The organism is Sulfurisphaera tokodaii str. 7 (genome assembly GCF_000011205.1).
Lineage (GTDB): Archaea > Thermoproteota > Thermoprotei_A > Sulfolobales > Sulfolobaceae > Sulfurisphaera > Sulfurisphaera tokodaii.
Window position 1 is genome coordinate 793,135 of record NC_003106.2, and the last position, 15,276, is coordinate 808,410.

The 15,276-nt window shown below is 33.5% G+C and carries 15 protein-coding genes; 6 read left to right on the forward strand and 9 right to left on the reverse strand.

The features are described 5' to 3' along the window. Nucleotides 1–8: 8 nt before the first annotated feature. Nucleotides 9–1,856 carry a glycoside hydrolase family 15 protein gene (locus STK_RS04550; protein WP_010978811.1) on the reverse strand — a complete coding sequence of 616 codons (1,848 nt, stop codon included), beginning with the start codon at nt 1,854–1,856 and terminating at the stop codon, nt 9–11. Next, nucleotides 1,853–3,112 (reverse strand): DUF4954 family protein, encoded by a 1,260-nt coding sequence (locus STK_RS04555; RefSeq protein WP_010978812.1) that lies wholly within the window; start codon nt 3,110–3,112, stop codon nt 1,853–1,855. Before STK_RS04555 ends, STK_RS04550 begins: the two co-directional genes overlap by 4 nt. A 40-nt stretch (nt 3,113–3,152) precedes the next feature. Between STK_RS04555 and STK_RS04560 the strand changes: the two genes are divergently transcribed. Genes STK_RS04560 through STK_RS04570 form a run of 3 tightly spaced genes read left to right on the forward strand, consistent with a single transcriptional unit; the run spans nt 3,153 to nt 6,837 of the window. Then, complete coding sequence (locus tag STK_RS04560; RefSeq protein ID WP_010978813.1) at nt 3,153–4,484, forward strand: glycoside hydrolase family 57 protein; 1,332 nt, start codon at nt 3,153–3,155, stop codon at nt 4,482–4,484. Continuing rightward, nucleotides 4,481–6,190, forward strand: a complete 1,710-nt coding sequence (locus tag STK_RS04565; protein WP_052846917.1) for a glycosyltransferase — start codon at nt 4,481–4,483, stop codon at nt 6,188–6,190. The genes STK_RS04560 and STK_RS04565 overlap by 4 nt, the downstream gene beginning before the upstream one ends. Before the next feature lie 44 nt (nt 6,191–6,234). Continuing rightward, the gene (locus tag STK_RS04570) at nt 6,235–6,837 is read left to right on the forward strand and encodes a sulfite oxidase-like oxidoreductase (protein WP_010978815.1); all 603 of its coding nucleotides are present in this window, start codon (nt 6,235–6,237) and stop codon (nt 6,835–6,837) included. Here STK_RS04570 and thsA read toward each other — a convergent pair. Then, nucleotides 6,834–8,471 carry a thermosome subunit alpha gene (gene thsA, locus STK_RS04575; protein WP_010978816.1) on the reverse strand — a complete coding sequence of 546 codons (1,638 nt, stop codon included), beginning with the start codon at nt 8,469–8,471 and terminating at the stop codon, nt 6,834–6,836. The two genes, STK_RS04570 and thsA, sit on opposite strands and share 4 nt — an antisense overlap. 81 nt (nt 8,472–8,552) lie before the next feature. Next, nucleotides 8,553–8,867 carry a hypothetical protein gene (locus STK_RS04580; protein WP_010978817.1) on the reverse strand — a complete coding sequence of 105 codons (315 nt, stop codon included), beginning with the start codon at nt 8,865–8,867 and terminating at the stop codon, nt 8,553–8,555. 146 nt (nt 8,868–9,013) lie between these two features. Here STK_RS04580 and STK_RS04585 point away from each other — a divergent pair, with 146 nt between their 5' ends. Then, complete coding sequence (locus tag STK_RS04585) at nt 9,014–9,736, forward strand: CoA-transferase subunit beta (protein WP_010978818.1); 723 nt, start codon at nt 9,014–9,016, stop codon at nt 9,734–9,736. Nucleotides 9,737–9,767: 31 nt separating this feature from the next. On the opposite strand, the gene STK_RS04590 is transcribed toward STK_RS04585, so the two are convergent. Genes STK_RS04590 through STK_RS04610 form a run of 5 tightly spaced genes read right to left on the reverse strand, consistent with a single transcriptional unit; the run spans nt 9,768 to nt 13,383 of the window. After that, nucleotides 9,768–10,526 carry a CoA transferase subunit A gene (locus STK_RS04590; protein WP_010978819.1) on the reverse strand — a complete coding sequence of 253 codons (759 nt, stop codon included), beginning with the start codon at nt 10,524–10,526 and terminating at the stop codon, nt 9,768–9,770. 23 nt (nt 10,527–10,549) lie between these two features. Then, entirely contained in the window at nt 10,550–11,158 is a 609-nt protein-coding gene (locus STK_RS04595; RefSeq protein WP_010978820.1) for a methyltransferase domain-containing protein, read from the reverse strand. A gap of 48 nt (nt 11,159–11,206) precedes the next feature. Then, nucleotides 11,207–11,590 carry a CBS domain-containing protein gene (locus STK_RS04600; protein WP_010978821.1) on the reverse strand — a complete coding sequence of 128 codons (384 nt, stop codon included), beginning with the start codon at nt 11,588–11,590 and terminating at the stop codon, nt 11,207–11,209. A 10-nt stretch (nt 11,591–11,600) separates the two neighbouring features. After that, entirely contained in the window at nt 11,601–12,272 is a 672-nt protein-coding gene (locus tag STK_RS04605; RefSeq protein WP_010978822.1) for a DsbA family oxidoreductase, read from the reverse strand. Nucleotides 12,273–12,300: 28 nt separating this feature from the next. Beyond that, nucleotides 12,301–13,383, reverse strand: coding sequence for a VWA domain-containing protein (locus tag STK_RS04610; protein WP_010978823.1), 1,083 nt, complete (start codon nt 13,381–13,383; stop codon nt 12,301–12,303). A gap of 60 nt (nt 13,384–13,443) precedes the next feature. On the opposite strand from STK_RS04610, the gene STK_RS04615 reads away from it, so the two are divergent. Together STK_RS04615 and STK_RS04620 are read left to right on the forward strand one after the other, a co-directional pair. Continuing rightward, nucleotides 13,444–14,118 carry an FHA domain-containing protein gene (locus STK_RS04615; RefSeq protein WP_052846422.1) on the forward strand — a complete coding sequence of 225 codons (675 nt, stop codon included), beginning with the start codon at nt 13,444–13,446 and terminating at the stop codon, nt 14,116–14,118. 16 nt (nt 14,119–14,134) lie between these two features. Next, nucleotides 14,135–15,271 (forward strand): VWA domain-containing protein, encoded by a 1,137-nt coding sequence (locus STK_RS04620; protein ID WP_052846423.1) that lies wholly within the window; start codon nt 14,135–14,137, stop codon nt 15,269–15,271. Nucleotides 15,272–15,276: the final 5 nt, after the last annotated feature.

Sequence of the window (15,276 nt, forward strand, 5' to 3'; positions counted from 1 at the left end):
ATTTCTACTTATCTGGATATTAACTTATCTACTGTAATTATAAATTCTGCATGAGACCACACTAGAGGAACGACAGAAGTAGATGTAAAATTTTCAGGATCAACTTGTTCTGGTAATAATCCACTAGGTAAAGCTCTACTCATAGCCCAATTAATGTAATCTAATGCCTTTTCTCTTTGTCCTAGGTCTAAATAATACTCAGCTAACCATAATGTAGTAATTATCCAGGGATTAGGCTGACTCTTTACTCTTTTGTACATATCATTCTCGTACCTTGCGATACCGCCACTTACCTTTATTGAATTTTCAATAGCTCTTATTGTGTTAATCATAATAGGATCCCTTACGTCAACCATTCCGAAAAAGTAAGGAGAATACATACTAGCATCTATAACGAGATCTTTGTTTCCGTTCTCATCAATTCTTCTTATAAATCTGCCATTATGCACCATTCTTCTTAATACTTCTTCTTTCATGTATTCAGCAACATCTAGCATGTCAGATGCTAATACTTCATCTCCAATATCCCTTGCTAATTCAGAAGCCGAGACTAGAGCTCCGTAAACAGTTGATACTGTGTAAATGTGAATACCATATCTTTCTTCCCATAAATCAAAACTCGGCTTAGGCAAACCATCTTCTACATATCTCATGAGGAACCTTATTGCTGGTTTTAGAAAATTTTTAAAAATATCTATAAGTTCATCAATATCTTTGTATATTTGATAGTGATTAGCAATAGCCCATACTTGTAATGCAGTTTCATCTTCTTGAATTGGATAAATCTGTTTACCTCTAAAAATCCATGGATGCCATGAGCTAGCTAACGTCTTATCTGGATTATATTTATGATACAAAAAACCTTCTTCTGTGACTACTTCAGAAATATATTGATAATGTTTCATTGCAATATCTCCGTAACCGGCAATATCTAATGCGTGAGCTGAAATTGCGCTATCTCTAGGCCAACAATAATTGTATGAGTCACCATATAGTCCAACAAAACTATAGTCGGAAGAAGCTATAATCGAACCATTGACATCCATATGATTTTTTATAACGAGTAGACTTATCTTATACAATTTTTCTACGTTCTTGTCATTGATCTGCTTAGCTCTCCTTATCCAATTTTGCCAAAACATATAATTACTTGTAAAAGTAGTCTCAACTGATGTAGGAGAAATCCTTGAAAGAAGTTTTCTCAAATCAGATAATTTCCTTTCAAAGGCTAAGACGAAGTAAGCTTTATCTGTACCTTTTGGAAGCAAATCTAAATCTACAGCCATTGCGAATTGTACATTTCCATTATCAATTGGTTTCATACTAAGCCTCCCATCTTGTACATCATAATAAACCTCGTCTTTTCCTATTGTGTACTCACTTAGTTCCTTCATTATTCCAAAAAGCTTCGCACCTACATATCTTTTAGATTTATAATGTATTATTGAAGAAGTTTGAGGATCAAAAAATGCAGTGTCACCAAACGAACTTGAATATAAATCTAGATCTATAAGAAATATGAGTTTTCCCTTTATTTCTTCATTTCCTTTATTCAAAATCTTAATGATTCTGTAATAAAGTGGATCATGAAGATCTGTAAAATCATAAAACACTAATGAGACGGTCTCATTTATATCAGCTCGTATCTCGGCTATATTTACATCTTGCATATAATTTACGGTAACTTTCCACTTAGTATCCTCATATATGTTTTTTCCATCAAAGAAATAATATCTAATCGGTTTACCAGCACTTTGATTTTCCATTCCAACATATGGAAAATAAAGATCAGTTAATCTTCCAAACTCATCAATATTGATTAATATTCTACCATTTCCTATATTGAGATATCTCATGTTAATATCGTATCGTATATCTTACTCTCAGAATTTATAAGTTTATGAGGATAGATTTTTGAATTAGTAATTTCACTACCCTCTCCTATTACAGCATCATCAGCAATGACACTATTAATTATTTTAGTAGGTTTTGAAGAAGTGGATCTTATCTCAACATGTCTACCAATTATAGAATTTTCAATTACAGCATTATCTCCTATGTATACTCTATCCATTATAGAACTTCTCACAATTTTAACACTTTTTCCTATTATTGTAAAGTTATCTATGGCAGATTCCTCAATGTAAGTCCCACTGCCAATTTGACAATGCCTTCCAATAAGTATATCGCCTTCTAGTTTTAAATCCCCTTTTTTGTACATTCTCTTTATGATTACCCTTCTCTTTCTGGAGTCCGGACTAGTTCCTTGAACGAAAATCCTTCTGTTAGCATCAATCCTCAGACCTTGCATATCTTCATCAGAGAGAGTCTTTAGTAATGTTAGCATTGCTTCCAAATATCTATCTGGTGTACCAACATCAAACCATAGATTTTCTGTGACATATCCATAAACCGGATAACCCTTCTTAATAAGGTAGGGTATTATATCCTTACCGAAATCCATTTTACCTAATTTTAACATTTCCTCTACTTCTTCGCTCTTAAATACATCACGTATCTCTGGGCTAATTACGTAAATTCCAGTATTTGCCAAATCTGAAGGTGCTTCTTCTCTTCTTTTTGGCTTCTCAACAAACCTCTTTATTTTCATATCGTTATCTAACTCTGCCACACCAAACTCTTCAACACTCTCAACTTTCTTTAAAACTATAGTCATAAAAGCCTTCTTTTCCTCATGATACTCAAGAACTTTCTTAACATCAAGTTTAAAGAGATTATCCCCTTGAACTACAAGAAACGGTTCCTTTACATCATAATATTCTACAGCAATTTTGACAGCATGTGCATTTCCAACAGTCTCAGCTCTTGGAATATATTTGAAGTGAACTCTTGGCTTTATATGATACCTTGCTGAAAATCCTATACCTTCTTTATATAGATCAAATAAAGACCTATAATTAACATATCCTTTTACTCCAAAAATAAACTCCTTTATACCTTGTCTCGCTAATTCTAAAATCGTGTATTCTATTAACGGTCTATTTAGTAACCTTACTGCAGCTTTTGATGTTTCCACGGTTAATGGTCTTAATCTTGTTGCTTCACCGCCTATAGGGATTATAACTTTTATATCTTCTAGTTTCCATGCCATTATGTAAATTTAATAATTCATTACTTATAAAGAATATAGTATGAGAAGACTGATTATAGGATTTGAAGTTCATCAACCATTTAGGATACGAAGAAACTACTTTTGGGATCCGGTTATTAGAGGTGGACCATTGACAAAATATTTTGATGATAACTTAAATAGGGAGATTTTTGAGAGAGTTAAAAACAAATGCTATATTCCAGCAACTAGAATTCTTCTTGAAGAGATTGAAAATGGGGAAAGTGAAGGTTATGATTTCAAATTCTTTTTTTCCTTATCTGGAACTTTCATAGAACAAGCTGAAAAGTGGGGTAAAGACGTCTTAGAGTTATTTCAGCAATTATCTTACACACATAAAGTTGAATTCTTATCCCAAACATATTATCACTCTATCACATCTCTTTGGGAAGATTTAACTGAATGGAAAGAACAAGTCCAAATGCATAAAAATTTAATTAGGGATTATTTTGGACAAGAACCTGTTACCTTTGAAAACACAGAATTACTTCTAACTCCTAGGATAGTGAAGGAGATTGAAAAGTTAGGATTTAAAGTTGTAATAACTGAAGGAAAAGAGAGCCTATTAAAGGGAAAGAGTCCAAATAGAGTATATAGAATAAGAGACACAAAACTTTCTCTACTTTTAAGGAATTATAGATTAAGCGATGATATAGCCTTTAGATTTTCTAACCCAAAATGGGATCAATATCCTTTAACTGCTTCAAAATTTGCTGACTGGGTATCATGGTCTGAGGGAGAAATAGGATTAATCTTTGTTGATTATGAAACTTTTGGTGAACATCATTGGCCAGAAAGTGGTATCCTTGATTTCTTAAGATGGTTACCGAGAGAACTTCATAGGAGAGGTGTGGAATTTAAACTTCCAAGAGAAGTTTATAAGGAATATTATGATGAGATAGTTATTGATTCCACAGTTTCTTGGGCAGACATTAATAAAGATGAAAGTAGTTGGCTAGGAAATATAATGCAATGGGCTTATGATGAAATGGTAAGAAGAACAGAAATGTTAGCAAAAGAAGCTGGAGGGGAATATCTTAAAGCGTGGAGATATTTTACAACTAGTGATCATTATTATTACATGTTTTTAGGAAGTGGCGGACCAGCTGAAGTTCACTCTTACTTCAGTTCTTTTAATTCTCCAATAGATGCATTCATTAACGAATTTTATGCAATTACAATGTTTCAGGATGAACTCCTTAAACTTTTAAACATTAATAACGAACCGTTCATATTTTATAAAAATGGAAAGAGAAGTAGTGAAGCGTGGAATGAAAATCAGTTTAAGGAAATTATAAATAGGACTCAGGAATTTAAAGGTTATGAAAAATATTTAAAAGAGTGGCTGAAATGAAAAGAATAGAAGCAATTTGGTTTCCAGAAGAAATAAAAAGCGTCTGGATGATAACAGTAGAATTATCAAATGTTGCTAGTGTTGGTGGATTGGGGAATGCAGTTTATAATATGGCTAAGGGATTAGCTGAGCAAGGAATAAACGTAACTGTAATAATGCCTAGTCATGGTCGACACTTAAATGACCAATATAGATCAGCGTTGAAGCTAAGAGAACTTTCTTTAACAGCATATGGAGATAGAATTGGAATGGACGGAAAGAGGTATCCTTACGCTTTAGGTTTTGAAGAAGGGAGATTAGACGGATTTAATGTGATTTTAGTTAAAGGACTTGATTATAATACTGGAGTATTAATTGATAATTGGAACGTTTATAATAACATAATGGAAAAATCAGCATTATTAGCTAGAGGAGTTCAAGCTTATTCTGTCTTTTCTATACCGGGCAATATACCTTCGGTAATTCATGCTCATGATTGGCATGCTGTACTAGCTGGAGTAATGGCAAAACAAACTTTTGAGACTAGGAAAGTTGTAGTTCCATTAGTGTTTACAATACACTTACTTAACAAAGTTGGAGCTCCTTGGCATTACGCTTCAGAAGATTGGGCTGGATTAAGCAATTGCCCTCATTATATCTGGCAAGTTGTTTCCCATAAATTATATACTACAAGACAAGTTTGGGATGAGTTGTCACAAGGGTTGATAGAAAAATTTGGAGCATGGGAAGCTGATGTAGTAACTACAGTAAGTAAAAGTTATCTTACATACGACGTTTACAATTTTATAGGAAACTGGATAGAGAACAAAAGTTGTGTAACTTATAACGGAACCGATTGGAGTATTGATGAAGTTAAAAATTACGCAAGAAAGATTTTCAATACAGAGGACAGAGTTGAGGTAAGGAGAAGATTATATAATATGCTCGAGAATTTAAGATTAATTCCAGAGGATTATACTACTGGAAACATTTTATGGAATAATAGGTTTAGGATTGGGATTAAAGATGATTGGACATACACAAGATTAGATGATGGTCCTTTAGTCCTATTTGCTGGAAGACTTGTGTATCAGAAAGGAGTTGACTTACTTATAAGAGCTTTTAGGGAGGTAGTTAACAAGATACCAAATGCTAGATTAGTAATTTTAGGTCTACCTTCAGGTGATTATGGCTTACTCTATGACTTAGTAAATAAGGCTTCTGAAATTGGTGGTAACGTTAGGATCATCGCGTCTTATTCCATGCCCAAGGATATTTACAAATTATTTTACTATGCTGCATCAGTATTTGTAGTCCCTTCTAGATGGGAACCTTTTGGAATAGTAGCTCTTGAGGCTATGGCTGTTGGCACTCCAGTTGTTGCCTATGCCGTTGGTGGCCTTAGAGAGTCTATTATAGATTTAAGGAGCGACATAAATAATGGAACAGGATTTATTATAGGACCAGAAAACATCTGGGAATTGTATAGGGGTATACTTACATCATTAGCTCTATCTATGAGTAGTGAGACTAAAAATAAGAATTACTTATATATGGATGACCTTATTTTAAAGACAGACGATACGGATTTATGGAATAAAGTTAGACAAAACGGAATTAGAAGAGTTGAGGAGAATTTTAGATGGAGTGCTACTGCAAAATATTTAATAAATTGTTATAGTAAAGCACAGACTATGGCTAAATATAGGGCTTCAGCATCGTTCTAATTTTTCTAATATTTCTTTAAATACTGTTAAAGATAACTAATCTTATGCAAAGACAGTCCCCTCCAAATCAACATTATGTGAAAAAGTTTATTTATTACGCAGCACTAGGAGTTCCTCATGTTGATATTCAGAAATATAGACTTAAAATCTCTGGATTAGTTGAGAATCAGCTAGAATTTACATATGAACAACTACTTAACATGATTGATACTAAGTATACTAAAGATTTCCACTGTGTAACTGGTTGGAGTGTTGCTGACGTTGAATGGGAAGGAATTAAATTGAAGAAGTTAGCTGAAATGGCCAAAGTCAAAAATGAGGCAAAATGGGTAATTTTCTATTCATTAGATGGATATACTGCTACAATTCCTATTGAAGATGCATTACATGAAGATACTATAATAGCTTTAAAAATGAATGGAAAACCGTTAGATATCAAAGCCGGATTTCCAGCAAGACCATTTATTCCCCATTTATATGGTTGGAAGAGTGCTAAATGGTTAACCGAAATAGAATTTGTAAAGGATTATGTTGATGGTTTTTGGGAAGAAAGAGGTTATCACGAGAGAGGAAATGTTTGGGAAGAAGAGAGATTTAAAGGCGAAGGATTTTCTCATAAAGGATGGAAAAGAAATCCTATCTTTTAACCCATCATTCCGGGCATCATTCCGCCGCCTCCTTCTCCGCCTTGCCCTTGCTGTGGTTGTGGTTTTGCTGGAGCAGCTGCAATATAATCATCAATTTTTAAAATTGCTGTTGCTGCTTCAGTTGAACTCTTTATAACTTGTTCTTTTACTATTAATGGATCAAGAACACCAATTTTAGCCATATCCTCCTCAACTTTACCACTCTCTACATTAATCCCAGCATTTCTTAATCCTTTACTATGTAAGTTCCTTAATTGAACTAAAGCATCTACACTATCCAAACCAGCTGTTTCAGCTAATGTTATAGCAAATTCCTCTAATGCATCAGCATAGGCTTCAACAGCTAATTGTTCTTTACCTCCAATTTTTCTTGCCTCTTCTCTCAACTTTAATGCCATCTCCATTTCAAACGCTCCTCCACCGGCCACCACGTAAGGATACTGTAGAACATTCTTTACAGTATTCAATGAATCTTGAAAACTTCTCTCTAATTCATCCATAACAATATCACTAGACCCTCTAATTAATATTGTTACAGCATCTCCCTGCTTTGCACCTTCAAAGAATACTGCCTTTGAATTTCCTATTTTTCTTTCTTCAACCACCTCAGCATATCCTAAATCGTCGGGTGAAACATCTTTTATTGTTGTAATTATTTTTGCCCCAACAGATTTTGCTAATTTCTCTAAATCACTTCTACTCACATTCTTTACTCCTATAATTTTCTTCTTAGCCATAAAGTAAGAGGCTATATCATCCATACCCTTTTGAGAAACAATAACGTTTGCCCCAACATTTGCTAAAGCATCTACTAAGGACTTAACATATTTAGATTGTTCTTCTAATGCCTCTCTTATCTGGTCTGGTGATGTGAAACTCATTTTTGCAGAGATTTCTGGTTTTTCAACTTCTAGTGGAAAATCAATTATAGCTATCTTAGCCTTTTCTATTCTTCTTGGCATATTTTCATGAGCAACTTCTTTATCTAGGACAAATCCTCTAATAAGTTCTGTTTCATCTACGCTTTCTCCTCTCTTCTTTACAAATTTTATATCAGAAAGATCTATGTTATAAGACGAGTCTTGTTTTTTAGCTATAGAAACTACAGCATCTATTGAAATGTCTATGATTTTGTTAAGTGTAGATTCACCAGAGAAGAATTTACTTGATAATGAAGTATAAGTAACTTTTCTTAAATAATCTTTATCTGAAGTGTTTATTTTTATTGCAACTTCTTTGCTATGACTAAGAATTATATCTGAAGCTCTTTTATATCCTTCAATAATAATTGTTGGATGGACTTTTTGATCTAAAAGTTTCTCAGCTTGTTCAAGTAAGAAACCAGTTAATACTACAGCAGATGTTGTTCCGTCTCCTACTTGAGTATCTTGAGCTTTTGCTGCTTCAACAACCAATTTTGCTGCTGGGTGCTGTACATCCATTTCTTTAACTATTGTAACTCCATCATTTGTTACTGTTACATCGTTTGTTGAGCTTATAAGCATCTTATCTAATCCTCTAGGACCCAAGCTACTTTTTAGCATTTCTGATAGGGTTCTTACAGCTAATATATTAGATCTTAATACATCTTCTCCGCTTTCTTTTTGTGTACCTTGCCTAAATAAACTATACATGAATTTAAAAGTAGAATCGGTTATATTTAAATAATGAGGAAACTCTGCGGGGCTGAATATTGATGACGAACCAGGGGCTGATTAATCGAATTCTGCTTGTATCTTTTTCTTTCCCTCAAGTAATTTTTCTGGGAAAGGTGGTTTATTTACCTCCTCGATCGTAATACCTATTTTTCTTAATTCATTAACAGCCTTTATTAGATCATCCTCATGCGTAGCATATTTAATTTTTTCCTTTATTAAATTTAAATTTGAATCGTTTGTTCTAAATCTTTCTGCACTAATTGAAGTCCAATTATTTCCATTTTTATACACAAATACTACATCTTGAAAATAACCTGGTACAACGTGACTTACTCCACCGAAATAATAGTCCCCATATTTATAAACCTTCATATGATATAGTTAGATGTTGAAAATAAAAACCTAGTGTTTAAGATACAATATATGTTAAGCCTTTAACAAACCTAACCGTAAGAATATCCTTGAACACTTCCGCAAGGTAATAAAAAATTAAAATTAGTGTAGGTTTATATTTTCCCATGATAATTGAACATGTAAGTAAAGCTATTTCATTACTTTTAGAGGATGGAGAAAAAGTATACATAGGATTAAATTCTATTCCAGCAATTCTTGGTGCTTTTCTAGCTCGAGATGTTTACAATAAGAAAATTAGGATTTTGGGAGTTGCAGAAGCTGATAACCCAAAAAGTGTTTCCATTTCCCCTTCAACCGGTAATCCATTTTATTCTGAAGAAGCTCCAGTAATGATAACTGCTGATTCATTTGATTTATTTCAAAAAGGCTTATTAGACGTAATGTTTCTAGGACCGGTACAAATAGATGAAGAAACAAACGTAAATCTTTCAGTTATTGGAAGTTATGAAAAACCAAAAGTTAGACTTACAGGAGGTGCAGCAACAGCATATCTAATGCCTTTAGCAAAAAAAGTGATACTTTGGAATCTAAAACATTCAAAACGTTCATTAGTGAAGAAAGTTGATTTTATCACAGGCACCGCTAAATATTCAAATAATAATGTTTTTCTAGTAACTAACTTAGGTATAATGAAATATGATAGAGGGTTTAAAAAATGGATTGTAACTCATGTATATCCGTGGAGTAATTGTAATGTAATAAAAGATAATACAGATTTCGATATTATATGCGAAAATGTAGGAAAAGTAGAAGTTACTCAAGAAGATTTGAATTTTATAAATAAAGTTGACCCCTATAATCTTAGGTCTGCTTTAGAGGGATTATGAGTTCTCATAGAGTTAAAGCCTTTCCGCTCTCTTAACCAATTGGCTGTAATTCCTCAATTATCTTTTCCCAATCAACATCATATAATCCAAACATACTTGTTGGTTCCGCACCTCTAGGTAAATGAATTACTGCTGTAACATATTCAGCGTTTATTGTTGGTCTTTTTCCATAAAAATAAGATTTAGGTACTATCTCTTCAGCAGTTATTATTACTTTCTTTGCAGCTTTAGCCTTGTATTCGTCCTCATATAATGGGCCTAAAATCTCAGCATTTCCTTCTTCATCAGCTTTATGAACATGAATTATGGCAACATCTGGAATTATTGCTTTAACTAGGACGATTTTCTCATTAGTAAATGGGTCTTCAATTACTTTCCAACTACCAACTTTTTCATGTAATTTTACTAAATCCGAACCTATTATTCCTTTAACCGGCATAAAAGGGACTCCAAAAGCTCCTGCTCTTATTCCGGCTATAAAGGCTCCACAAGTATCTTCCAAATATTCAATCTCTCCTTGTTCGACTTTCCTTCTAAAATATGGGGGTATTCCAAACCATTCTAAAGTAACCATTGGGGCCCTAACTCTCCTTACTACTCCATATTTAAGAAGTATTTCAAGACCGAAACCTGGTTCTCTATCAACGAAACCTAAATTTTTAGTACCACTTTTCACTAATTCGTATATAAATCCCATAGGATTCCTATGAAATGACATACCGCTTATGGTAATTGTTTCTCCTTCTCTAACCAGTTTAATTCCCTCTTCTAGGCTTATTAGCTTACTCATAAGTTGATATAGTTATTTTCGTATTAATTCTTTTTTGTGCCTTCAATTATCCAAAATCCTTCCAACTCTCTTGCAAATTTAATATTAAACTTGATTGAAAGAACCTTGATAGCTTCTACTGGTCTAACTCCATCAAAGGCATTAATAATTAAATAGGCCTTACCATTATTCTTTAAGACCCTTGATGCTTCTCTAATGATATCATAATCTAAGATCTCAGAAATAATCACGTTATCGAAAGAGTTATCTCTAAAGGGAAGAGGGTAAACAGAATTCACTAGGTTATCAACGTAAAAATATGCCAAATCATTACTGACTGTGACCGTGGCATTTGTTAACGGAGAACCTATCTGAAGAGTTTTTCCCTTTAAGTTCAAGTTCAATTTTTTACTTCTTATGTATCTAAAAAACCTTGTATCAATGATCAGAAAGCTAGTTATGTTCTTTAAAATTAAAGCCTCACCGTTAAGTAATTTATGGGAAAAAATGAAATCATAATTATCACTTGTTATTTGGGAGATTTTGCTATAACTTAGATCTATTTCCTCTTTTTTTCCGTCATTATGATATATTGCACTAAGGCTATGTTTTAGTGTTTTTGCATCACTAGGCAATAACTCCAAGTATTTCACATTGAAAAAATAGTTCTACTCCTATATATTTATATCCCTATATATTTCTTATGGGAATACATCATGAAGTGCTTTAGAGATATCTGTTATTGCAAACATCCCTATAATCTTCCCTTCCTTGTCTTTTACTGGTAAATGCCTGATCTTATTTTTAGTCATTATATCTATTGCTACAAAAACATCGGTATCTTCATCTACAGTTATTAAATTACCCATTGTAGAGGCTAACCTGACTTCATCTGTAGGATTTAAACCCATTGAAAACGCTCTTACAGCATCTCTATCTGTAAAAATACCCTTAGGTTCACCATTTTCAGTGACTATTACTGAACCTACTCCTCTTTCCATCATTAGCTTACATACTTCTTGTATAGACGTATTTGCTTCAACTTGAAATACTGGACTTGACATGTAGTTTTTTACAGCTTTCATGTGTAATACTTTATTCTCTCTCCCAAAAAGCTTTTAGCTTTACATTTTTCGGTTCGCCGTGCTCTAATATGTCTTCAATTGTTTGTCTTAAGAAATCTTCTGATTGAACACCTCTCACAAGCCAGACATCATTAATTAAAATAGCTGGAACACCATGAATACCCATAGCTTTAGCTTCTTCTTCATCTTCTATTACAGCTAACTTTGCTTTTTTAGATTTAAAGTCCCTCTTAAACTGTTCCACATCTAATCCAACTTCTTCTGCGATTTTAATAAGAACCTCATCTTGTGTGACATCTTCTCCCTCCAGGAAGAACTTGTCTTGGGCTTTATCAAAGTATTCCCAATGACCTTCATCGCCCTTTTGAAATTCTGCTGCCTTACATGCCATCAAAGGTGGAATTGACCACACATAACCTATTTTACCCTTACTAATAACTTTCTCTGGATCGTAGTCTGGAAAATATTTTTTCACTATTTGAAATTCACTAAGAAATACTTTTCTAGCATCTTCTATTGTAGGAGCTATTTCCTTCAAGTCCTCTAGTGATGAAATGATAGAGAATGCCTTATGCTTAACAATAACTTCTCCCTTAAATTCTCTTACTACATTTTTAAGTCTTTTAGACATAACGAAACAGAAAGGACAAATCACATCATGAAAGAACGTTAATTTGATCATACCACACAAAAATCAATCATATTTCCTTTTAACTTTTTCTCATAGTTCTCGTAACTTCAGATAAATCTGTCTTTGAATCACCAGTAAGCCTTCTAGTTTCTTCTATTAAATCTTCCCTTCTTGTTTGCTCAGCTGCTACTCTAAGCTCTTGTGCTATTACAGTAGCATCTTTACTCCCACTTGCTATAGCGTTACTATATTGTTTAAGCAGACTATAGTATCTGACCTCAGATAAAATACCTTGATTTACACCTTGTATCACTTGAACCTCATTACCTCTTGGTATAATTAGTTGTTCATTAATAGGAACGTTAATTCTTTTAGCTGGATCGTAATAACTTCCAGTAAATAATAGCTGAACTGGCTGAGTTCCAGGAGGTATTGTTCCAATCGCATAAATTGATATAGTCCTATCAATTATTGGAATATTTACTGGAACCTCATAATTAATAACCTCAAAACCTGGTGGAACATTTAAGACAAAATTATAGCCAGCAACCTCACTAACCTTTTGTTGAGCAAATACTGATGGCAGTTGAGTAGGGTCTTCTATATGATAATACACTCCAGAACCTTTGTCAGCCATTCTCTTTAATATGACTTCATTATAATCTCTTCCGATTCCGATCGAAATAATCTGAACGTTTGGGGGTACTTGAAGTCCCTCATACTCCTTTACATTTCTCTTATCAGTAGGTTTACCATCAGATAATATGATCAATTTAACTGGTAATTGAACGTAAGCTAGCTGTTGTAAAATTTTACTTAGGGCTTTATGTAAATTCGTAGTATATCCTTTCTTAACATTTTGCAAAGCTATAGGATTACCTGATGGACCTTCATAAATTTTCTCTAAATCATTAGAGAAAAGATAAATTGAAATATAGTTTCCGGGTGGAATCTCATAAGAAAGTTTATTTGCAGCAGCTATAGCAACATCTAACTTATTGTCTTTACGCATAGAAGGGCTATTATCAATAAGAATTACATAGTGAATACCAGTAAATTGAACAAAAGTCTCAGGAACAACCCTAATTATAAGACTAATTTGAGTAGGTTTTTCAATACTAACATAGCTATGTGAGGATTTAATTTTTAGACTTATAGTCATTTCTACTATGAATATTACGTGAGTAAAACTATAAATACTTTTATACAAAATACTTTATGTATGCCATGGAAATGTCCCGTTTGTGGATATGAGAATGCTGATGATGCAAGTTTTTGTATTAAATGTGGTGCACAAAAGCCAGCTGATACTCAATTTACTCCACCAGCCCAAACACCTCCACCCCCGCCAGTAGACCAATCATTACAACAACCACAACAAGTTGAAGCACAACAACAAGTTATTACTCCACCCCCGCCAACTCCACCAGCCCAAACACCTCCACCCCCGCCAGTAGACCAATCATTACAACAACCAAATACAATGCAACCTGTTCAGCAACAAGTTGTTACAACACCTCCACCAACAACTCCACCAAGCCCAACAATACCTCCTGCCCAACAAGTAACGCAAAAATATTATTTACTCTTCATCCAAACACCTTACGCTGGATTGATTAACCAGAAAATACCATTAAGCTTCGATATCTTTCCATCTATTTCAGTCGGAAGAAGTCCAGAGAATGTAATTATAGTTCCTGATCCAGAAGTATCAAGAAGACATGCATTAATCTCACTTGAAGGAGGAGAACTTTATATTGAGGATCTTAATAGTACAAATGGAACTTATATTTACGATGGGAAATTATTTCAACCAGTTAAAGGAAAACAAAAAATTAGTCCTAATACAATAATAAAACTTGGAAATCAGACTATTGTTAAAGTTTTGGCTGAATAAAAGTTGGGTGATTTTTTTGACAATCTCAGCTAGGCTAGAGTTTAGTCATAAGTACTCTTTTACCTCACCTGTTAGGGGAGTTTTTAGATTAATTTTAGTCCCAGAAAGAGTATCCGTTGCAACTGGATTTCATTATATAATTTTATTAGATACCTCTGGATCAATGGCTGGAATTAAGATAGAGACGGCAAAACAAGGTGCATTACAGTTATTAAATAAAATTCCTCCAGGAAATAAAATTACATTTATTACATTTTCTTCTACAGTAAATACTTTGATTGAATTCGCAGATACCTCAGGGTCTGTAGGTGAGACAATTTCTAGTGTAACAGCTCAAGGTAACACTGTATTATATACTGCTTTGTCAACTGCTATTCAAATAGCTAAAAAGCACGGAATACCAGGTTATATTATTTTACTAACAGACGGTAATCCAACAGATTTAACAAATACTGACGCATACGAAAAACTTCAATTCCCAGATGGGTTTAAGGTAATTTCATTTGGTATTGGTGATGATTATAATGAGCAGTTACTTAAGGTTTTAGCGGATAAAACTGGCGGTATTCTTAATCATATTCAAGATCCAATGGAGATAGCGAATTCTTTACCTCAAGCCGCTGTGACTCAAGTAGGTGCTAAAAATGTCATAGTAGAAATAAACTCACCATCACAAGTTAAGTTATTAAATTATTCTGGACCACCAGTTAAATTAGGAGCTATAGAAGGAGTTGTTAGAATATTTGGTGAAACGTCTATTCCACCAAACTTTAATGGAAATATATTAGATGTAAAAATAACTTATGAAGATCCAGCTACCAATAGAACAGAAAACATTATAGCAGTTAGTCAGGTAACGCCAGCTTCTAGTTCTCAAGTATTTTTAAGTGGTATTAACAACGATATTCTTAATGAATACCAATATTATGAATTAATGAATAAGTTAGTTACTCAAGTAAATTCAAATAACTTAGCTGAAGCAACTAGAACTTTGCAGCAAATGAATCAATTAGCTGAACAGACTAGAAGAATTGAACTAATGGAAACTACAAGAAGGCTTCAGCAAAGTATTGAAACAACGAGAAGATTAGGTAATGTTGAACAGACTAAGAAGATTATTACCAGTGAGGCAACGAAGAAGTTAAGATCGTAAGTAAA